Here is a 19333-nt window from a genome sequence, read left to right as displayed (position 1 = left end):
TTGTTACACGTTTGCTTTCTCTTCTTGAAATTGAAAGTAGTGTTTCGCATTGTCATAGCAAATCCCCTGAACGATGCTTCCCAGAAGTTCCATATCGCGCGGCACTTCGCCGTTTTCCACCCATTCTCCAATCAAATTGCAGACGATCCGCCTGAAATATTCGTGGCGCGTATACGAAAGAAAGCTTCTGGAATCGGTGAGCATGCCGATAAAACGGCTGAAAAGGCCAACATTTGATAACGCTTTCATTTGGTCGAGCATCCCGTCTTTAGTATCGTTAAACCACCAGGCTGTGCCGAATTGTATTTTTCCCGGGGTAATACCGTCCTGAAAACTGTTGATCATGCTGGCGATGACATAGTTATCATTTGGATTCAGTGAATATAAAATCGTTTTCGGCAGCTGGTTCTTCATCTCAACTGAGTTCAGCAGCTTGTATAAAGGCTTGGCAACTTCTTCATCGTTCATTGAATCATAGCCTGTATCAGGTCCGAGCCTTTTCATCATTTTTGTATTTGTGTTTCTTAAAGCGTTGATATGAAACTGCATCGCCCAATCGAGCTCCGCATACAAACCGCAAAGAAACTGAAGCGTATATGTCTTAAATTTCTTCTCATCTTCATAAGAAACCTCTGTTCCTTGTAATCTGTCAGAAAAAATCCGTCCAGCTTCTTCTTTTGTTGTTTCGGCAAATACCATTGAATCTATCGCGTGATCAGAAACTCTGCCGCCGGCTGAGTGGAAGAATCGCACTCGTTTTTCCAAAGCCTTTAAAAACTCATCATAGGTTGCAATGGATATGGCGGCGGCATCTTCAAGCGCCTGCACCCACTCAGGAAAGCCTTCACGATTGATCTCAAGTCCTTTATCCGGCCGAAATCCAGGCAGCACGCTGACAGGAAAGTCTTTGTCTTCTTTTAATAATAGGTGGTATTCAAGAGAGTCGACAGGGTCATCCGTGGTGCACACAACCTTTACATTTGATTTCACGATTAAATCCCTTGCCCCGAAGCCTTCCCCTTTGAGCAGTTCATTTGTCCGTTTCCATATAGCCGGTCCGGACTTCTCGTTTAAAATCTCGTAAATGCCAAAAAAACGCTGCAATTCTAAGTGAGTCCAGTTGTAGAGCGGGTTGCCGATCGCCATCGGCACGGTTTTCGCCCAAGCGATAAATTTCTCCTCATCAGGCGCATCTCCGGTAATGTATGTCTCCTCAATTCCATTGGCTCTCATAATGCGCCATTTATAATGGTCACCATACAGCCAGGCTTCCGTGATGTTTTGAAATGTCTTATTTTCATAGATTTCTTTCGGACTTAAGTGGCAGTGGTAATCAATAATTGGCATGTCTTTCGCATAATTGTGATAGAGTCTGACAGCGGTTTCATTTTTCAATAAAAAGTTTTCGCCCATGAAGGGTTCCATGTCCTCACCGTCTTTCATTCTATTTCAAAATGTTAACGTTAACATTTTGATTTGTATCTATTTTACCTTTATATTCCTCTGGGATCAATCTCTTTTTTGAAAATGAAATGTTAACGTTAGCATATAAACAAAAAAAGACATTGCCAGAAAGCACCCGGAAAGGAACGCTTTTGGCAATGTCAAATTCATAAAAAGGATTAGTAAGCCAGGCTGAAAAGTCCTTTAATGTGTGTTAAGTAGCGTACGTTACTTGCTTCTTTCATCAAGGAAGCAGGAAGACCTTTAAGCGGTGTAGAATTTGCACCAATGATGGCAACCGCGTCTTTGCGTCCAAGGCTTGCAAGTGTACCAGAGTTTACTGGCTTGAATGTTTCAAGCGTTTTGCCTTCCAGGTAAGCGAATAGGTTGTAACCGATCAGCTCACCCATTTGCCATGCGATTTGTGCAGTTGGCGGGTATGGACGGCCGTCTGGTCCGAAGTAAACGGCGCTGTCTCCAGCAACGAATACATCTTCATGAGATGTAGATTGCAGGAAGTCGTTTACAGTCGCGCGTCCGCGGTTCACTTCTAGACCTGATTCACCGACTAATGGGTTACCTTGTACGCCGCCAGTCCAAACAAATGTGTTGGCAACAACTTTAGATCCGTCTTTCAGATCAATTACGTTTCCTTCTACATTTGTAACAGGAAGACCTGTTAAGAACTCAACGCCGCGTTTTTCAAGGCTTGCAGTCGCACGCTCGATAAGATCATCCGGAAGAACAGGAAGGATTTTCGGACCTGCTTCAACAAGTTTCAATTTGATTTCTTTATGGTCTACGCCGTATTTTTTCGCAAGGTTCGGCATGATGTCAGCAAGCTCACCAACAAGCTCAACACCTGTTAAGCCGCCGCCGCCGATAAGGATTGTTGCATCTGCTTCGTTTTTCGTTTTAGAGTACTCGCGCACACGATCTTCAACATGTTGGAAGACTTTGTTCGCATCAGCAGCAGATTTCAATACCATGCTGTTTTCTTCAAGACCTGGGATGCCGAAGTAAGCCGTTACAGAACCAAGACCTACAACAAGCGCATCGTAAGTTAATGTAGAACCGTCAGCAAGCGCAACTTCTTTTTTATCAACAGAGAAAGAGCTTACTTCCGCAATTTTAAGATCAATGTCTTTGCCTTTGAAAAGTTTTTCTAATGGCATTGCAACCGCTTTTTCAGAAACGTTGCCTGCAGCAAGGCGGTGTAATTCCGTAATGATTTGGTGAGTAGGGTATTTGTTTACCACTGTCACGCGTGCTTGTTCTTTTGTGTAATGTTTGCGAACTGTTAGAGCAGAAAGAACTCCGCCATAACCAGCGCCTAGAATGACAATATGTTTTGACATCGTATATCCTCCGTCCTTTATATCAATTTGAATCTGAGATTATTTTTGGTTTTCGCGTTCGTTCATGACTTCAAGGTAGCTGTTAGCAAAACGGAACAGCTTTTGAGCTTGAGGATCTTTCAGCATGCGAAGAAGGCCGAAGAGTCCAATTGTTTCGTTGCTTGCTTCCGCGCGGTCTTTTGCTTCAATCGCAGTCGCAGCTACTTCTTTCGCTGTTTCTTTTACAGGCTCGAGAATTTCAGTGATCGCACCGACTGTGTCGCTCTTTAACACTTCGTCAGTCGCTACAGACTGAGCGAAATCATAAGACTTCGTTAAAATATTCACTAACTCAGTCAGCTTCGGAAGCTGGTCAACTAAAACAGTCAATGATTCTTGAACTTCTGGCTTTAATAGCTGATCAATAAGATCTTGCTGGCTTTGGCTGACAGACGCATTTGTTTGATCGATTGTTTCTGGCATATCCAATTCTCCTTTACTATAAGCAGTTTGCTGATTTTTTTGGAAAGGGTAGTGCCTCTCCCTGTCTCACGCTTTTAAGGCATAAGAATAAGGATTGTGAATTCGTGCACAATCATTTACAAAAATAAATGTTTACTACCCAGTTTTTCATCTTGCCATATTCAGTATTATTTTTATCTAAAAATAAACAATTGAATAAGTCAAAATCCTTTACTCTCTCTGAAAATAGCAAACACAAAAAACTCCAATTCGATTACCTTCTATATGATAACACTTTTTGAACAAAATTTGAACGTGAATTGCTTCGATTATGAAATTAATTTATATGGAGCTCATGTCATAACGTTTCTGCGGCACTAGTTATTGACAATCCAGCAATTTCTCCCCTTCACTTTACCCATATTTCCAATAGAGGCTCTCTTTTTCCTGTGATCGGATCATTCGCCGGCAACGCCGCCTGCTTAATCTGTTTGACCGCTTCCTCCCGCTCATTCGGCTTCCCCGTCTTCATATCATACTGAACGCCTCCGGGATAGGCGCCAAGGACAGTAAAATCGGGGCTTGAGCTGAGCTTTTTATGTCCGACTCCGGCTGGAATCACGACTGCGTCGCCTGATTTGAAAGGGATGGCAGCCCCTTTTTCTCCCCCAAACTGAATCACAGCTTCTCCCCTAAGGGCAATCAGGACTTCATGCGTATTGCTGTGATAATGATGGTATGGAAAAACACTCCCTGACCAGCTGTTTGACCAGCCATGCCGGGTGACGATCCGCTCTGCCAGTCCGGTGTCCTTAAGCGCGTTTTGATACACCACGAGCGGAAAATCAGGGTGATTCGGAATCCTGCCGTCATCCGAAAATAAGTATGTCTGTGTCTCTCTTTCCATCAATTTCACCTCCCTTTTTTGTCTTCCACACATTGCGGTTCGCAAAACATGATGTTTTTCTCATGATTCCATTGATCTGCATGATACCGAATAGTATAGTATAAAAAAATAATGCCAGAATGAGGGATATCATGAAAGCTATCGTTATCGGAATATTGGCTTCACTCTTTTTCGCCGTTACCTTTATATTAAACAGAGCGATGGAGTTATCAGGAGGCAGCTGGCTTTGGAGCTCTTCGCTGCGCTTTATTTTTATGGTGCCGTTTTTATGTTTGATTGTCATCATGAGAGGGACATTCACGCCTCTCTTACTAGAGATGAGGAAAAAGCCGTTTTATTGGATCAAATGGAGCTTCGTCGGCTTCGTGCTTTTTTACGCGCCGATTACATTTGCGGCTGCATACGGTCCGGGGTGGCTCATAGCCGGAACCTGGCAAATTACAATAGTAGCCGGGGTGCTCTTATCTCCTTTGTTTTATGTCAAACAAGATATGCCGGGCGGTCCGCAGCTCGTTCGCCAAAAGATTCCCCTGGTTTCACTTGGCACTTCCATGATCATCCTGATTGGAGCGGCTCTGATTCAGCTTCAGCATGCAGAATCGCTTTCTGGGAGGATGCTGCTTTTCAGTGTGCTGCCGGTTGTCATTGCGGCTTTTGCCTATCCGTTAGGAAACAGGAGAATGCTCGAAGAATACGGAGGCCGGCTTGATACATTTCAGCGCGTGCTTGGAATGACATTGGCAAGCCTTCCATTCTGGCTTATATTAGCAGCTTACGGCTGGTGGTCAGATGGCCTTCCAACAGCAAGTCAAACCGTTCAATCCTTTATCGTTGCCGTCAGCTCAGGCATCATTGCGACGGTTTTATTTTTCTGGGCCACTGATATGGTAAGAGACAATCCGCAAAAACTCGCAGCTGTTGAAGCCACTCAATCCGGTGAAGTGATTTTCGCGCTGCTTGGTGAAATTGTTCTGCTGTCAGGCGTTTTCCCATCTCTTTTATCATTTGCCGGTTTGTTCATTATAATAGCGGGGATGATGTTACATACCTTCGCTTCACAGCCGAGAAAACCGAAAAAGAAAGCACAGTCAAATCTGACTGCGTAGCATCTGCAGGAGAATGGGTGAAAGCCTGTTCTCCTTTATTTGTGCTACCAAAAGGAATCTGTTTCACGTTATAGTTAAATATAATGTCAGCCTACTTATATTGAAAGGTGATTATTGTAATGGAAGCAAACGATCAAACACAAAACATACCAGCCATCTCCTTCAGATCAGTCAGAAAAAGCTATAAACAAGATGGACAAACCTATGATGTGCTGCAGGATGTCACCGGAGACATTCAACAGGGCGCAATCGTAGCCGTTTTAGGTCCTTCCGGCTCAGGCAAAAGCACCCTCCTTTCTATGTGTAATTTAATGAGAACGCCTGACAGCGGCGAAGTCAACATATACGGAAAGGAAGTCAGAGAATGGAATGTCAATGAGCTGAGGCGAACGGCAGCCCTCGCGTTTCAATCGGCTCCCGTGCTCGACGGGACAGTGCGTGACAATTTAAGTCTTGTACAAAGGCTGCATCAATCCCAGCTGTACTCTCCTGAAAAGCTGGCTTCTCTTGCAGGGCTGCCGCCAGAGTTGTTAGACAGAAGCGCCAGAGACTTATCGGGCGGGCAGCGGCAAAGACTGTCACTGGCCAGAACGCTCTCAAATCCTTTCTCCATTCTATTGTTGGACGAAATCACATCGGCCTTGGACCCGGTTTCTGCTCTTGAGATTGAAGAACTGATCAAACGTCAGCATCAAGAGAAAAAATGGACAGTCATGTGGGTCACTCATAATATGGAGCAGGCAAAACGAGTAGCCGATACCATTTGGTTTATGGCAGATGGCCGGCTGCTTGAAATCGCTGAAACCGAAACATTTTTCTCCGCTCCGCAGCATGAAGCAGCGAAAGAATTTTTGAAGGGAGGCACTCGGTAATGGATTACCTTTCTCTCTCTTTAACGATGATCTTTGTTTTGATCGCCTTGTTTTTATCAAAATCCTTTAAAGCCGGTGTAGAAAAAGACATGATCATCGCCACCATCCGGGCCGCGGTGCAGCTGCTTATCATCGGTTATGTTTTGTCGCTGATTTTTCGCGGAGACCACCCTGTTTTTATCCTGCTGATGGTGCTGTTAATGCTCGCGGTGGCGGCGCAAAACGTCATCAAGCGAAAGAAAAATACTATCGGTTCGTTTTGGAGGGTGTTTGCCGCGTTAGCAATCGTAGAAATTGTGACGCAGGGAATTCTGCTGTCTCTTCATATCATTCCGCTTACGGCACGATATGTCATTCCGATCAGCGGGATGGTCATTGGAAATTCGATGGTGCTCTCAAGTTTGTTTCTAAACCGGCTCAACTCAGAAGTCGGCGTTCGCAAAGAAGAAATTCAATTAATATTGTCACTTGGCGGCACACCGAAGCAATCCATACAGCGCATTCTTACTTCAGCGATGAAAATGAGTATGATCCCGACGCTCGAAAGCCAGAAAACACTGGGTCTTGTCCAGCTTCCCGGCATGATGACTGGCCAGATTCTAGCCGGCGCGGACCCGATTCAGGCAGTACGCTTTCAACTCTTAATCGTGTTTACAACGATGGCCTCAGCCGCGCTGACTTGTGTAATCTTAAGCGTGCTGACATACCCATCATTATTCACCGTTCATCAGCAGCTGAAGCAGAATGAATGACAGACAAAAGCCGCTTTCCGAGGGAAAAGCGGCTTTTTGTACTTGTTATTCCTTTTCTTCATAATACTTGGCCAGCTCAACAATCATTGCACCCATCCGCTCAATCTCTGGCGTAAGCAGTCTCGTAATGCCCTCTTCCCGCAGTGCTTCAGCAGTCACTTTTCCGACAGCAGCTGCGATGGCGCGTTCTTCGAATACCTTCTTCACTTCATTGATATAACCTCGCCCCTTAGCAAAATCAAACAGGGAACGAACCTGAATGGCCGTTGTAAAACAAACGGCATCGACCTCACCGTTCATCAGCTCTCGGCATAACCGCTCCACCGTTTCCTCCTCCGGCGGGATGTGCTGATAAGGCAGAATCGGCAGGACAGACGCGCCTTTTTCTTCAAGAAATGCCATGAGAGCCGGCGCTTTTTCGCCATGAAGCTGTACCATGACTGTTTTTCCTGAAAAGTCGTGAGGCTCCAAGGAACGAATTAAGCCTCTTGTTGTCCCGTCTTCATCCGAAGCTTCCGGTGTGACCCCAAGCTTTTTCAACGCAGACAGCGTTTTGTATCCCCGGCATGCCGCTTTCGCTTGGCGAATGGCCTGCAGAAACTCATCTTTCAGTCCAATTTTCTCTGCCATATCGACAAGAGTCTCCAACCCGATGCCTGTCGTGAAAATGACCCAGTCAGCTTTTTCTTCCGCAAACGTCCGCAAATCCGGCTCCACCTGCTTCTCTGCTAAGTAAACTGTACCTTGGAGAGGCCGGATGACAGGTATTCCGCCCTGTTTTTCAATGATTGTACTAATTTCTTCCGTTTTTCGTGAGCCACCGATTGCCACGCGTTTTCCAAGTAACCCTTTTCCCATACCCGTTTCCTCTCCTCTTTGCATAGGCTTTTTATGTATATAAGCTTAATAAAGCTATTTTGGCGCAAACCAAGGGAGAAATCAAGATAAACCCAACCTCCTAAAATCCATTGAATACGCCGGAAGCTTGCTGTAAGATAAACAGCAGACACGTCTTGTAACGGAGGATCGACATGGAAACAAAAAAAGAAGAATATGAAACAAAAGGCTACGATACATCGATTGTTTACGAATTCAATGAATATCCGGACGCCCGCAGCGGGCGCTGCGACAACTGTGATTACACACTGTTCAAAAGCTCTGTAAAAGGCGGAAAATTTCTTAGAGAATGCCGGAGATGCGGGATGAAAAAAAATATTTAAACAGAAAACCGAAATCAAATTGATTTCGGTTTTTATGTTTTTACTGCGGGACAGCGGATTTTTTCATAAACGCTTCAATCTCAGCTGCCGCACGCTCCGCTCCGCCAGCTTCTTTTACATCCTTTTGCATATTCTTGACGCGGCTGAGCAGCTCTTGATCACTGGATACAGCCTGAACCGCTTCCTGCAGGCTGGAAACAGTCACTTCCTCTTTCGGCAAATAAACGCCAAGGCCTAATTCATCAACCCGATTTGCAGTGAGCTCTTGCTCATACATTTGCGGAATGACGACAAGCGGCACACCTGCGTTCATCGCTTCCATCGTACTGTTCATCCCGCCATGAGAGATGAACAAATCAGCTTTCTCTAACACCTCAAGCTGCGGCACACTTTGGCGAATGGTAAAGTTAGCAGGAATATCCTCCAAGCTTTCTGGATCAATCGTTTTCCCAACCGACATGATCACTTGCCATGAAGAATCCCGAAATGCCTTGATGCACATCTTGTAAAATTCCGGCCATGCGTTAAACGCCGTACCCAAAGAAATCAGCATAAGCGGGCGATCATCCTTGTCAATCAACAGGCTTTCTTTCTCCTTCCGTTCTCCGAGAGAGGGGCCGACAAAACAGAAACGGTCATCGAACGTCTCATGCTGAATCTGAAAAGACTTCGGCATAAAGACAATATTTAATGCTTCCGGCACAGCTAATTGTTCAAATGAAACAGCCGGCAACTTCTCTTGCTCCAAGTAGGCTTTAAATTCAGCCTCTGCTTCTCTTATTTTTTTCAGCATGTCTTCATTTCCTAACTGAAAGGATTCATTTTGGGCATATGACGAACAGAGCTTAATGACCGGAACATTAAGCTTTTCAGCAAACAATTTACCAGCCAGCGCAACAAAGTCATAGATGATCAGATCAGGCTGATCATCCTTATATAACTCCTCAAGCTGCGGCAGAATGCTGAGTGATTCTTTCAAAAGGCTGAGGGGCGCGTCATTCTTTTCCATCATCTCCCTGATTTGCTTAGGATCAATATTCAAGGATGTATGATAGAGCAATGCTTCTCCACCGGCTTGCTGAACAGCGGGCGCAAACTCCTCAGTCGTCGCGTACGTGACACGGTGCCCTTTCTCACAAAGCTTCTCTACTAAAGCAAGCGTAGGATTGACATGTCCGTACGCCGGGATATTGATCATCGAAATATGGTACTTTTTCATGAATCTCCAGTCTCCTTATCTATTACATTTTCACACGGAAGCTCTTTAATCCGTATATCACACTGTTTTCAATCGGAGTGATACTGACGCACTCCATATGAGGAAAAGCAGAAATCAAAGACGTTAACGCGATATTTGCTTCAAGACGGGCAAGCGGAGCCCCAAGGCAAAAATGGATGCCATGGCCAAACGCAATATGCGGATTGGGATGGCGGTGGATATCAAACATGTGCGGCCTGTCAAACTTCGCTTCATCACGATTTGCCGATGCCACAAACGCCAAAATCATATCACCTTCTTTAATCAGGTGCCCCCCGATCTCCGTATCCCGCTTGGCAATGCGCCTCAAAACCGGGGCGGGCGCTCTGAAACGCAGGGCTTCCTCCACTGCCTGAGGCATCAGTTCAGGATGGCTGCGCAGTTCCTCGTAAACGCCTGGCGTTTCTAATATGCTGTACATCGCATTTGAAATCAGGTTTGTAGTGGTTTCATTTCCGGCCACCAGCAGCAGCGTGCAAAACGGAATCAGCTCTTCACCGGACAGCTTCTCGCCTGTTTCTTCCGCTTCCACTAAAATAGAAATAATATCCTGTGCCGGTTTGTTTCGCTTTTCTTCTATGATGCCGGCAAAAAACGCAGCCAGTTCTTCCTCACACTTATCTCGTTCTTCCAAAAAGGCTTTTTCAGCTTCTTCACTTTTATCCTTCGGTGTGCTGACCAGAAGATCAGACCATGCTTTAAACTGATCCATATGCGCTGAAGGCACTCCCAGTAGCTCAGATATCACAATAACCGGAAGCGGGTATGAAAAATCGTGAACAAGGTCAAACTCACTGCGCCCCTGAAATTTTTGAATCAGTTCATCTGTGATTTCTTGAATTCTCGGTCCCCATTGCTTCATCACGCGCGGAGTGAAGGCTTTATTCACGACTGAACGGATTTTTGTATGCTTCGGCGGGTCCATGTTAATAATGGAATTTCCAATAGAGCTTGTCTGCTGCGGCATGTAACTGGAAAACAGCTCTTTATCCCCAACAACTTTTTTGACATCATCATAAAGAAAAACGCTCCACACTTGGTTTTCTTCATCAAAGGAAACAGGCGCATCCTTTCTCATCGATTCGTACCATGGAAACGGATGATACGCATCCTGTTTGTTTTTCCCATTGAGCAGCGCTCGCTGCAAAGCTTGCCGGCGGTTTAACACACTCATTATGGTCACTCCCTTAAAAAATTCAGCAATGAATGTTCCACTTCACCTCCCGCTTTCGAAAAAGAGAGGGACTACCACAAATAATTAAATTGATAACAGCAGGCAGGCGATCACGATGTTCGATGCAGGCATCATATATTCCCCCTCGAATTTCGTTCATCTTACCATAATCTTTCAATTTTTTTCTATTCTGCACTGCTGTTTTGGCTCACAACGTGACCTTAGGCATAAGCACGCAAATCCAATATGGATTCAATTGCACCGCTCCGCTCAAAAAACGTCTCTGTTTTCAACCAAATGCACTAACTCCAAAAATGACTTTCCCATTATGTAAAATAAGCTGATTCTATGATTAAATAGAAGGTAAAAGGTGAAGGAGAGAACAACGTGGCAGCACAGACTGATTACAAAAAACAAGTTGTCGGCATCCTACTTTCACTTGCATTCGTACTGTTTGTGTTCTCTTTTTCTGAGAGACATGAAAAACCGCTTGTTGAGGGAAAAAAACAGGAAAACTGGCATACTGTCGTCGACAAAGCCTCTGTCAAAATTTATGGGAGCCGATTAGTTGAAGAAAACAAATTAAAGCAAAAACTCGGCCATAAACAAGCCGATTCTATTTTGACCCTTCTGAAACTCGCCAACGAAAAACACATTACATTATAAAAAAGAAAGAGCCCATTGGCTCTTTCTTTTTTAGTCAAATATCGTTTTCTTGTCCGGATGGCGCAAAAAGTCAAACAGCATGCTAAGCTGTGAGGGTGTGTTTCGTTTTGGAGAGAGCGGCGGGAGTCTGTCTTCCGGAAAAAAAGCGGCATGATTCGTCTCGATCCCTGTTTCCCCCTGCCCGCCCGTCATGCTGCATGCGATGAAGATTTTATAATAGTGATAAGGCTGAGGGGGATGAGAGTGTTTATGGCTGTCTAGCACGGCCAGCAATCGAGACGGCTCTGTATCGTACCCCGACTCTTCTTTGATTTCCTTGACAACGTTTTCAGCCGGCGATAAACCAATCTCGCAAAATCCGCCCGGCAGCGACCACAGCTCATCATGCTTCTCCCGGACAAGCAAAATCTGATTCTCTCTGAATACAGCGCCGCGAACATCCGCTTTCGGTGTCGGATAGCCGCTCTCCCTTTTCCATAAATCAGTGATAACTTCAATGTCCGTCTGTGAGTAATCCGCCATCATTTCCGCGCTAAGCTTCATTAGCTCTTCGTACCTCTCCCTGTCGTACACATCCTTGGAAAAAGCAAGCCCCGCCTGGGCGATCGCCCGAATCCGCTGTGCCCGTTCCAGCCATTTGGTTTGCACTTTTATCACTCATCCTTTCAAGTCAAGTTTCGCTATAAAAAATGCACGTTTTCCACAGATGAAAAACGTGCAACTGTAAATTAGCTTCTAATCTAACTTCACCAAGTAATCAATATCGTCCTTTACTCTCTCTTCTGTATTACTGCTATTTGTATCAGCTAAAAACGGATTATATACCAGTGTGTAATGTTTCTGTTCTCCTTTAGGGATGACATAACTGAGTACACCTGTAACCTTTTTCCCCGATACTAGTGTTCCTCCCATAAGGATTCTGCCCTTCTCTTCTATAGAAAAAACAGGCCGCACTGATTGATCATTCTTATCTCTTAAATCAAACCCGATAAAATTGTAGCTTATTGAATCTTCCCCTATATTTTCCATCGTAACTTCTATAATAAGCCGTTCCTCATCATCTTTTATTGTTTTTGTCTCCTCATTTACAGCTCCGCCAACATTCATATATTCACCTTTTTGCACTCTATCAACTTTATTCACTGTAAAATTCGTATGTCCTGCTTTAAATGTTTCTCCTATTTTATGTATTTGATCATCTTTTTTGGTCTTCGGCTCACCGCCTTTTTTCAATTCCTTATCAAGTTCCTTTTCAAGCTCTTCTTGCGATTTTTTCTCTTTCGGTTTTTCCTTCTCTGACGCATCGCTCGATTGGCTGCACGCAGAAAGCGCTAACCCGATCGTCAAGACAAATAATAGTAATAAGACTTTTTTCATGATTGTTCCCCCATCTAAAGTAATCGATTTCTATTATAATCAGATTTTTCCTTTTCTTAACAGGTAAGAAAGTAACGATTATTTCTATCTCATTCATCACAATCTTACTTCTTCCTAGTATTTGAATATTTTTTACTAGTCCATTAGACCTTTTCATCAAAAAACCCGAGCTGGCTGAAGCCGCTCGGGTGGGAGGTCAATCTCGCTTATTCATTCCCCTTTTCTCTCGAGGTTCCTGATGATGTTTTTGGTGTTCCGGAGGCTGCGTCGTGCGTTCCAGCTCCTTTGTATCTTGTCCCATTCCTTTTAAAAAGGAAAAGAGCAGTGTAATTGATTTGTTGATTTCCGGGTCTTTTAGCGAGCGGATAATATCAAAATAACCTGTCTTTTCTTCGCTGTTTTTCTGCTCTACAGCGCTTGCCACACCCGCATTCACTTTCAAAATGAGAGGCTCCAGCTGCTTCACGTCCAGCATGCCGAGTGTCCCAAACAGAAGAAGCAGATTTTTCAGCGTATTGGCTGTTTCCTCTGTATCTGCCTTTTTCACCAGGATATCAAGAACTTTATCCCCTTGGCCAAAAAGGCCGCGGAGCAACGGCAGGACCCCGCGCTCGTTCATATGGCCCAGCATATGCAATGTTTCGAGAATCGCTTCTTTGTGATCAACTAGAGCATCTTCAATTTCCCGCAAATCACGCTTTCGCTGATCCTCCTCGGTTACCTCGATTTTCTGAATTTGTTTAATCGCTTTAGCCATTATGTCCCATCCCCCTTTTCACGGCGTCACCAGGGAAAATATAATCCTTCCGCGCCCATTTCTTTTGAACCTGCACACCGATTTGCGGCTGCGGATTGCCGTTGCGGTGGTTGATCTTAGGCAGCGGGCTGATTCCGTCGTGCTTCAAAATTTCCATCTTGGCCGATGTTTCTTTGTAAGCAGGCGTATCGGTATCCTTATCGGCATGGCTGCCTGTTAACAGGTTGATCGCCGCTTCCCCTGAATCGTTCATTGGCAGATATACTTCCTTCCCTTTGACTCGATCAGTAATCAGGCACTTCACTTTGACATTTCCGAAAGGCGATGTGAGTCTGACGAGGGTTCCGTCCTGAATCCCTCGTTCTGCCGCAAGCTCAGGAGAAATTTCTAAGAACACTTCCGGTGTTTTCTCCGAAATCCCTTTTGATTTGTAAGTCAGATTCCCTTCGTGGAAATGCTCCAAGAGCCGCCCATTGTTGACATGGATATCATATTCCTCACCGAATTCCTCAGGCTCTGTCCACTGGACAGGGTAGAGAATGGCCTTGCCGTCCGGGAAAGGGAAGCGCTCTGTAAAGAGTAAAGGCGAATCCTTTCCATCAGCGTTTACAGGCCATTGCAGGGAATTATAGCCCTCAAGACGTTCATAGGTGACACCGGCATAAATCGGCGACAGCTTGGCTGCTTCTTCCATAATGTCTGCAGGATGCTTATAGTGCCAGTCGGCGCCAAGCTTATTGGCAACCTCCATAATAATCTGCCAATCCGGCTTTGATTCGCCCAGTGGTTCAAACACTTGATACAAACGCTGAATCCGGCGTTCTGTGTTTGTAAAGGTTCCTTCTTTTTCAAGGCTTGGGCTCGCAGGAAGAACCACATCAGCAAACTCCGCTGTACGTGAAAGGAAAATGTCCTGCACCACAAAGAAATCAAGCTTTTCATATGCGGCGTGTACATGATTGATATTGGAATCCACCAGGCCCATTTCTTCACCTTTTACATACATGGCTTTCAGCTGTCCGGAATGGATTTTTTCAATCATTTCGTGGTTGGTCATACCCGGCTCCTTCGGCAGCGGCACGCCCCACGCCCGCTCGTATTTTTGGCGGACTTGTTCGTCCGTCACTTTTTCATAGCCCGGCATTCTGTCAGGCATGCTTCCGAAGTCACTTGCTCCCTGCACGTTATTATGGCCGCGCAATGGGTAAGAACCTGCTCCCGGTTTTCCGTAGTTTCCTGTCACAAGCAGCAGGTTAGAGATCGCCGTGCTCGTGTCGCTTCCTCCAATGTGCTGTGTCACGCCCATCGCCCACAAGGCGCACACACTGTCAGCTTGCCCGATCATCTCTGCCATTTGGATAAGGGTTTCTCGATCAATCCCGGTTTTCTCCTCAGCATATTCAAGTGTGTACGGCGCGAGGCTTTTTACATATTCATTTCGTCCGTTCACTCTTTCTCTCAAAAATCGTTCATCGGCCTTGCCGTTTTCTATTAAATATTTGGCGATCGCATTCAGCCATACGATATCCGATCCGGCACGCGGCTGGACAAATAAATCGGAGCGTTCTGCCATTTCGTGTTTTCTGATATCCGCGACGATCACTTTCTGCCCTCTTAGCTTATGAGCCCGTTTAATGCGAGTGGATAAGACTGGATGCGACTCAGACGTGTTCGAACCGATAATCAAAACAAGGTCCGCTTGCGCGATATCTGTAATTGATCCTGAATCACCGCCATAGCCGACTGTCCGGAACAGGCCGGCAGTCGCAGGAGATTGGCAATAGCGAGAGCAGTTGTCCACATTATTTGTGCCAATGACCCCTCTGGCCAGCTTTTGCATAAGATAGGATTCTTCATTTGTACATTTAGAAGATGTAATAAAAGCGAGAGAATCCGGGCCAAACGCCTCTTTTAATTCCGTGAACTTGCTGGCGATCAGCGATAACGCCTCCTCCCACTCTGCTTCACGAAAATGGTCACCTTCACGGATCAGCGGCTTTGTCAGGCGTTCTTCGCTGTTAACGAAATCCCAGCCGAACTTGCCTTTCACACAAGTAGAAATGCCGTTGGCTGGCGCTTCCTCCTGCGGCTCTACTTTCAGAATGTCTCTGCCCTTTGTCCAGACATCAAAGCTGCAGCCGACGCCGCAATACGTGCAGACGGTTTTCGTTTTTTTGATTCGTTCATCGCGCATAGCAGATTCCATATCAGAAATCGCGAGAATCGATCCGTAGCCTGTCTCTACGCCTTTCGTGATCTCGATCATCGGTCGCAGCGTTTCGTTATTGATGCCTGTTAAATATCCGGCTTCCCCTTCCATTCCTTTTTCCATCATCGCGTTGCACGGACAGACCGTTGAACAATGGCCGCATGACACACATGACGACTCATTGATCGGCACGTCGTTATCCCAAATGACGCGCGGGCGTTTCCGCTCCCAGTCAATGGTCAGCGTTTCAGTTACCTGAACGTCCTGGCATGCCTCAACACAGCGTCCGCACAAAATACATTGATCTGGATCATACCGATAAAACGGATGGGATTCATCCTTATGGTATGGCTTGTGATCAAACGGAATGCTTTGGTGATTGATTTTCATTTCCTTCACCGTATTATGTATTTCGCATCCCCCATTGTTGTAATCGCAAACTGTACAATAAAGCTCATGATTATATAAAATCTTGTCCATCCCGATGACCTGCGCTTTTTTCACGTCAGGTGAGAGCGTATCAATGATATCCCCATCCTTTAATTCAGCGGAGCACGACCTCTTCAGCTCACCATTGATGCTGACGATGCACGTATCACATGTCTCAATCGGTCCTAAGCTTGGATGATAGCAAACTTGCGGCACTTCAATCGAGCTGTTATTCAAAAGCTGCAGCACCGTCTGTTCCTCGGACGCTTCCATTTCAACGCCGTTTATTGTGATTTTTTTCTTGCCAGGCATCTCCATTCCCCTTTCTTGCTTTATATACCGAATTACCTATTTCAGTTCCCTTACAACAACTCAATAAAACATACAAAGCGCACTCACATGTTTTATTGCACTAACACCGGGAAACGGGATGGTAGATAAAAAAGGAGGGATTAACATGAAAAAGACAATGTCTGCTATTACCGCTGCGGCAGCAGTAACAAGCTGTTTTACCGGCTTTGGGGCTGCGTCCTTTTCAGCACCGGCAAAGGCCGCAGCTCAAACAAATACACTCTATGAAAATACAAACCAATCAGCCACTGAGCTCGTCAAAAACCTTTACAACACCGCCTACAAAGGGGAAATGCCTCAGCAGGCGCAAGGCCTTACCATTAACAAAAGCACAAAAGGGGATGTCCACGCTGCGTTTGGGGAACCGGAAAGACCAGTCGGGGGAGACAATCGATTTGATTTATATCACTGGAATATGGGACAGCCGGGCTACGGATTTTCCTATCATAAAGACATGACAATTTCAGAAATCCGCTACTTTGGAACCGGTGTGGAACGGCAGCTGAATTTAGGCGGAGTTACGCCGGAAGTGCTGCAGAAGCAATTAGGGCCAGCAAATCGGGTGTTAACCGTCCCGTTTACCGATGAAATCGATTATGTATATGATACAGGTCGCTATGAACTCCATTTTGTAATAGGCACGGATCAGACAGCCGACCATGTAAACCTAAAAGCAAAATAAACACCCTACGCGGCTATTCAGCCGCTTTTTTAGTGGACAAATAAAAGCTATATTCCTTACAATACAGGGAGATGAAGCAGAGACGGGGTATCAATTCGCAATGAAGCGAAATCGTTGGATATATGCAGTTTTCACCTTACTGATCATTGGGCTGGGGCTTGGATCCAGAGCATACTCCAGGGTTCTTCCTGATACCCTCAATACTTATCTTGGGGACTCGTTGTGGGCCGCCATGATCTTTACGGGATGCGGATTTCTATTTCGGAAGCTGAAGACAATGATAACGGGCATTATCAGTCTTTCTTTCTGTTTTGTCATTGAATTCAGCCAGCTCTATCATGCCGAATGGATCGATCAGATTAGGGATACTTCTCTTGGCGGACTTGTACTGGGGTACGGTTTTTTATGGAGCGATATCGAAGCATATACAATCGGAATTGCCGCCTGTGCCGCCATAGAACTGCTGGTTTTGGGAATCAAAAAGCGCCGCTGTATGTGACGCTTTTTTTCATTTGGAAAACAATCCGCACTGAGAAAGAATGGTCTTCGCATCCAAACGCGTGGCCTCGCTTATCGTGATATGATGTTGATTCATAAATGACTGAACGGCATGATAGCCAACTGCATAACCCGCAAAAGCCGATAAACCTGCAGGCTTAAAGCCTTGGTCGTTAGCAACTGGATCACCAAACATATAACGGCTGACTTCCGAAAATCCTTTCACATCCAGCACCTCATTAATCACATCAATGGAATATTGCAAATCCTCATGATCAAAACGAGTTACCCAAGGGCCCAATCGTTCCGTACCAAACAGCTCTCTGGCGAATGATTCCGCCAATCCTTCAATCACAAGATAATCCCCGACACTTACAGAGCCATGATGAAAATCTATATACGAAAACCGCACATTATGATGAAACTCATGAGCAATAATGGAAGGAATCCTTGGCAGGTTATAACGGTTCGGATCAAGCCATACATGAATAAAGCCCGGTATCCCGCCAAACCCGCAGTAGCCTTTTTGCAGCTGAAGCTTATTTGGATCAGCGATATAAAGGCCGAATTTGATCTCCTTTGCATTCACCCGCAGCTGTTCGCGCTCATCAAAAAATATGCATTGCCGAAGTGCAGATTCCGCAGTCTCTGAAACATGTGATTCTTTCAGTATTCGCAGTGCTTTCTGTCCGATTTCAACATCACGGACATCCAAATAGCCCAGCATTTTCGCAGCCATGATCACATCATAGCCGTTTGGCTCCTTCGTTTTCAGCGGAACATGGATGGCGGTCCACATCTTTTCAAACGGCCTCATCATCGTATACCGAAATTCATCTTCTCTTTTCTGTTCTTCCATTGAAAACAGCTTTTCGTATTGCTCAAAGGTCTTTTCCATGACAAGATTCATCCTGATTCCCTCCTTGTCAAAAACATACGATATGCCGCAGCGTAGGGGTCAACAGCGAAAATTAAGCCATTTTTCACTGTAAAATGATACAAAGCCGCCGATAGGTAAGGCATAGGAGGTGGAACGATGGATATTCCTGCTTTATCGGTTGCAATGCATCAAGCATCCCTTGCCCAGAATGTTAATATCGCTTTAACGAAAAAAATGCTGGATACCGCCCAGCAAAATGCCGATCAAACCTTAAAGATGATTCAGCATCCGACTCTCGGACAAACCATTGATGTAAAAGTTTAATCTCACATCAAAGGCGGCCAAGAACTCCATCCTCCCGGCCGCCTTTATTGTTCACAAAAAAGCATGCATGTTTTGATTGTTCCTCCGTATGATTTATTGTTTGCCATATTAAGGAGGTCATAAAGGATATGAAAAGACTGTTTACGAAGGCTTCATTGGTGTTATTTGCAGTAGTATTTGTTTTTGCCGTCAAAGGTGTACCCGCCAATGCGGAAACCCATGCCTACGATGGAAAAAGCCCTTATTACAATGATTGTGCGTCCAGCGGCTCTACAAAAAAATCCTCAAACTTAGTGAATGCCAGCAATCAAGTCATCGGAGTAGTCGAGCTTAAATTCAGCAGTACATGTAAAACGGCTTGGGCAAAAATCACGATGAATAATACATTGACGTCTGGCTTTGAAGCAAATGCGGAGATTACCCGAAACACGGACGGAAAGAGATATAATTGTGATTCTGCAGGCGGCAATGGAAAAGCGGTGGCCGGCCAAAAGTCTTGCTATACACCGATGGTATATGATTTAGATCCAAGGACTTCTTACGCTTTTGGCAAGTATTCAGGACCAAACTTAAATGTTTGGGCCACCACAGGCTCTTATTAAATAGAAAAAAGGCTGTCCGTACGGACA

Annotated in this window: 21 protein-coding genes; 9 read left to right on the top strand and 12 right to left on the bottom strand. The window is 45.2% G+C overall.

Annotated elements, in window-relative coordinates; all coding sequences use genetic code 11:
• Positions 1–3: 3 nt before the first annotated feature.
• The 4 genes from uxaC to ACFVP7_RS07285 all read right to left on the bottom strand — a co-directional run bounded on the left by uxaC (position 4) and on the right by ACFVP7_RS07285 (position 4149).
• Complete coding sequence (gene uxaC, locus ACFVP7_RS07300; protein WP_338733340.1) at positions 4–1425, bottom strand: glucuronate isomerase; 1422 nt, start codon at positions 1423–1425, stop codon at positions 4–6.
• Positions 1426–1622: 197 nt separating this feature from the next.
• Complete coding sequence (locus tag ACFVP7_RS07295; protein ID WP_003232765.1) at positions 1623–2801, bottom strand: NAD(P)/FAD-dependent oxidoreductase; 1179 nt, start codon at positions 2799–2801, stop codon at positions 1623–1625.
• Positions 2802–2840: 39 nt separating this feature from the next.
• Entirely contained in the window at positions 2841–3263 is a 423-nt protein-coding gene (locus ACFVP7_RS07290; RefSeq protein WP_003220510.1) for a DUF1641 domain-containing protein, read from the bottom strand.
• Positions 3264–3651: 388 nt separating this feature from the next.
• A complete protein-coding gene (locus ACFVP7_RS07285) occupies positions 3652–4149 on the bottom strand; it encodes a cupin domain-containing protein (RefSeq protein ID WP_327826628.1) in 498 nt (165 codons plus the stop codon).
• Positions 4150–4280: 131 nt separating this feature from the next.
• On the opposite strand from ACFVP7_RS07285, the gene ACFVP7_RS07280 reads away from it, so the two are divergent.
• From ACFVP7_RS07280 to ACFVP7_RS07270, 3 genes are all read left to right on the top strand, one after another.
• A complete protein-coding gene (locus tag ACFVP7_RS07280) occupies positions 4281–5255 on the top strand; it encodes a multidrug resistance efflux transporter family protein (RefSeq protein WP_020425117.1) in 975 nt (324 codons plus the stop codon).
• 119 nt (positions 5256–5374) lie between these two features.
• Positions 5375–6127: an ATP-binding cassette domain-containing protein gene (locus ACFVP7_RS07275; RefSeq protein ID WP_338733335.1), complete on the top strand. Its 753-nt coding sequence runs from the start codon at positions 5375–5377 to the stop codon at positions 6125–6127.
• A complete protein-coding gene (locus tag ACFVP7_RS07270; RefSeq protein WP_003232776.1) occupies positions 6127–6879 on the top strand; it encodes an ABC transporter permease in 753 nt (250 codons plus the stop codon). Before ACFVP7_RS07275 ends, ACFVP7_RS07270 begins: the two co-directional genes overlap by 1 nt.
• Before the next feature lie 45 nt (positions 6880–6924).
• Here the strand turns inward: ACFVP7_RS07270 and ACFVP7_RS07265 are convergent, their stop codons facing one another.
• Positions 6925–7737, bottom strand: coding sequence for a uroporphyrinogen-III synthase (locus ACFVP7_RS07265; RefSeq protein WP_338733332.1), 813 nt, complete (start codon positions 7735–7737; stop codon positions 6925–6927).
• Between the two features lie 173 nt (positions 7738–7910).
• Between ACFVP7_RS07265 and ACFVP7_RS07260 the strand changes: the two genes are divergently transcribed.
• Positions 7911–8099, top strand: a complete 189-nt coding sequence (locus ACFVP7_RS07260) for a hypothetical protein (RefSeq protein ID WP_003232781.1) — start codon at positions 7911–7913, stop codon at positions 8097–8099.
• 40 nt (positions 8100–8139) lie between these two features.
• Here the strand turns inward: ACFVP7_RS07260 and ACFVP7_RS07255 are convergent, their stop codons facing one another.
• Together ACFVP7_RS07255 and yjiB are read right to left on the bottom strand one after the other, a co-directional pair.
• Positions 8140–9318 (bottom strand): glycosyltransferase, encoded by a 1179-nt coding sequence (locus ACFVP7_RS07255; protein WP_038828749.1) that lies wholly within the window; start codon positions 9316–9318, stop codon positions 8140–8142.
• A 22-nt stretch (positions 9319–9340) separates the two neighbouring features.
• Complete coding sequence (gene yjiB, locus ACFVP7_RS07250; RefSeq protein ID WP_338733328.1) at positions 9341–10531, bottom strand: monooxygenase YjiB; 1191 nt, start codon at positions 10529–10531, stop codon at positions 9341–9343.
• A 387-nt stretch (positions 10532–10918) separates the two neighbouring features.
• Between yjiB and ACFVP7_RS07245 the strand changes: the two genes are divergently transcribed.
• Positions 10919–11197, top strand: coding sequence for a hypothetical protein (locus ACFVP7_RS07245; RefSeq protein WP_003232791.1), 279 nt, complete (start codon positions 10919–10921; stop codon positions 11195–11197).
• Positions 11198–11227: 30 nt separating this feature from the next.
• Here the strand turns inward: ACFVP7_RS07245 and ACFVP7_RS07240 are convergent, their stop codons facing one another.
• The 4 genes from ACFVP7_RS07240 to fdhF all read right to left on the bottom strand — a co-directional run bounded on the left by ACFVP7_RS07240 (position 11228) and on the right by fdhF (position 16281).
• Positions 11228–11854, bottom strand: a complete 627-nt coding sequence (locus ACFVP7_RS07240) for an NUDIX hydrolase (RefSeq protein WP_163131044.1) — start codon at positions 11852–11854, stop codon at positions 11228–11230.
• A gap of 78 nt (positions 11855–11932) precedes the next feature.
• Positions 11933–12574, bottom strand: a complete 642-nt coding sequence (locus tag ACFVP7_RS07235; RefSeq protein WP_003244850.1) for a DUF4352 domain-containing protein — start codon at positions 12572–12574, stop codon at positions 11933–11935.
• A 196-nt stretch (positions 12575–12770) separates the two neighbouring features.
• Positions 12771–13331, bottom strand: a complete 561-nt coding sequence (locus ACFVP7_RS07230) for a DUF1641 domain-containing protein (RefSeq protein WP_015715709.1) — start codon at positions 13329–13331, stop codon at positions 12771–12773.
• On the bottom strand, positions 13324–16281 hold the full coding sequence (gene fdhF, locus ACFVP7_RS07225; RefSeq protein ID WP_336805032.1) for a formate dehydrogenase subunit alpha: 2958 nt from the start codon (positions 16279–16281) through the stop codon (positions 13324–13326). Before fdhF ends, ACFVP7_RS07230 begins: the two co-directional genes overlap by 8 nt.
• A gap of 145 nt (positions 16282–16426) precedes the next feature.
• On the opposite strand from fdhF, the gene ACFVP7_RS07220 reads away from it, so the two are divergent.
• Together ACFVP7_RS07220 and ACFVP7_RS07215 are read left to right on the top strand one after the other, a co-directional pair.
• Entirely contained in the window at positions 16427–17002 is a 576-nt protein-coding gene (locus ACFVP7_RS07220; protein ID WP_086343720.1) for a YjgB family protein, read from the top strand.
• A 100-nt stretch (positions 17003–17102) separates the two neighbouring features.
• The gene (locus ACFVP7_RS07215) at positions 17103–17501 is read left to right on the top strand and encodes a DUF2809 domain-containing protein (protein ID WP_086344587.1); all 399 of its coding nucleotides are present in this window, start codon (positions 17103–17105) and stop codon (positions 17499–17501) included.
• Between the two features lie 9 nt (positions 17502–17510).
• Here the strand turns inward: ACFVP7_RS07215 and ACFVP7_RS07210 are convergent, their stop codons facing one another.
• Entirely contained in the window at positions 17511–18410 is a 900-nt protein-coding gene (locus tag ACFVP7_RS07210) for a DUF2268 domain-containing protein (protein WP_338733312.1), read from the bottom strand.
• A 126-nt stretch (positions 18411–18536) separates the two neighbouring features.
• On the opposite strand from ACFVP7_RS07210, the gene ACFVP7_RS07205 reads away from it, so the two are divergent.
• Both ACFVP7_RS07205 and ACFVP7_RS07200 read left to right on the top strand, forming a co-directional pair.
• Positions 18537–18704: a YjfB family protein gene (locus ACFVP7_RS07205; RefSeq protein WP_015252312.1), complete on the top strand. Its 168-nt coding sequence runs from the start codon at positions 18537–18539 to the stop codon at positions 18702–18704.
• A gap of 128 nt (positions 18705–18832) precedes the next feature.
• Complete coding sequence (locus ACFVP7_RS07200; protein WP_014663593.1) at positions 18833–19306, top strand: YjfA family protein; 474 nt, start codon at positions 18833–18835, stop codon at positions 19304–19306.
• Positions 19307–19333 lie beyond the last annotated feature (27 nt).

Source organism: Bacillus sp. SG20033, assembly GCF_044570195.1.
Taxonomy (GTDB): Bacteria; Bacillota; Bacilli; order Bacillales; family Bacillaceae; genus Bacillus; species Bacillus subtilis.
Note: the sequence above shows the minus strand (reverse complement) of the source record. Positions and strands in the feature narration are given on the sequence as shown.

Bases quoted from the DNA above. Each gene is read 5' to 3' on its own strand.
- uxaC (WP_338733340.1), bottom strand. From the start codon at position 1,425: ATGGAACCCTTCATGGGCGAAAACTTTTTATTGAAAAATGAAACCGCT.
- ACFVP7_RS07295 (WP_003232765.1), bottom strand. From the start codon at position 2,801: ATGTCAAAACATATTGTCATTCTAGGCGCTGGTTATGGCGGAGTTCTT.
- ACFVP7_RS07290 (WP_003220510.1), bottom strand. From the start codon at position 3,263: ATGCCAGAAACAATCGATCAAACAAATGCGTCTGTCAGCCAAAGCCAG.
- ACFVP7_RS07285 (WP_327826628.1), bottom strand. From the start codon at position 4,149: ATGGAAAGAGAGACACAGACATACTTATTTTCGGATGACGGCAGGATT.
- ACFVP7_RS07280 (WP_020425117.1), top strand. From the start codon at position 4,281: ATGAAAGCTATCGTTATCGGAATATTGGCTTCACTCTTTTTCGCCGTT.
- ACFVP7_RS07275 (WP_338733335.1), top strand. From the start codon at position 5,375: ATGGAAGCAAACGATCAAACACAAAACATACCAGCCATCTCCTTCAGA.
- ACFVP7_RS07270 (WP_003232776.1), top strand. From the start codon at position 6,127: ATGGATTACCTTTCTCTCTCTTTAACGATGATCTTTGTTTTGATCGCC.
- ACFVP7_RS07265 (WP_338733332.1), bottom strand. From the start codon at position 7,737: ATGGGAAAAGGGTTACTTGGAAAACGCGTGGCAATCGGTGGCTCACGA.
- ACFVP7_RS07260 (WP_003232781.1), top strand. From the start codon at position 7,911: ATGGAAACAAAAAAAGAAGAATATGAAACAAAAGGCTACGATACATCG.
- ACFVP7_RS07255 (WP_038828749.1), bottom strand. From the start codon at position 9,318: ATGAAAAAGTACCATATTTCGATGATCAATATCCCGGCGTACGGACAT.
- yjiB (WP_338733328.1), bottom strand. From the start codon at position 10,531: ATGAGTGTGTTAAACCGCCGGCAAGCTTTGCAGCGAGCGCTGCTCAAT.
- ACFVP7_RS07235 (WP_003244850.1), bottom strand. From the start codon at position 12,574: ATGAAAAAAGTCTTATTACTATTATTTGTCTTGACGATCGGGTTAGCG.
- ACFVP7_RS07230 (WP_015715709.1), bottom strand. From the start codon at position 13,331: ATGGCTAAAGCGATTAAACAAATTCAGAAAATCGAGGTAACCGAGGAG.
- fdhF (WP_336805032.1), bottom strand. From the start codon at position 16,281: ATGCCTGGCAAGAAAAAAATCACAATAAACGGCGTTGAAATGGAAGCG.
- ACFVP7_RS07220 (WP_086343720.1), top strand. From the start codon at position 16,427: ATGAAAAAGACAATGTCTGCTATTACCGCTGCGGCAGCAGTAACAAGC.
- ACFVP7_RS07215 (WP_086344587.1), top strand. From the start codon at position 17,103: ATGAAGCGAAATCGTTGGATATATGCAGTTTTCACCTTACTGATCATT.
- ACFVP7_RS07210 (WP_338733312.1), bottom strand. From the start codon at position 18,410: ATGAATCTTGTCATGGAAAAGACCTTTGAGCAATACGAAAAGCTGTTT.
- ACFVP7_RS07205 (WP_015252312.1), top strand. From the start codon at position 18,537: ATGGATATTCCTGCTTTATCGGTTGCAATGCATCAAGCATCCCTTGCC.
- ACFVP7_RS07200 (WP_014663593.1), top strand. From the start codon at position 18,833: ATGAAAAGACTGTTTACGAAGGCTTCATTGGTGTTATTTGCAGTAGTA.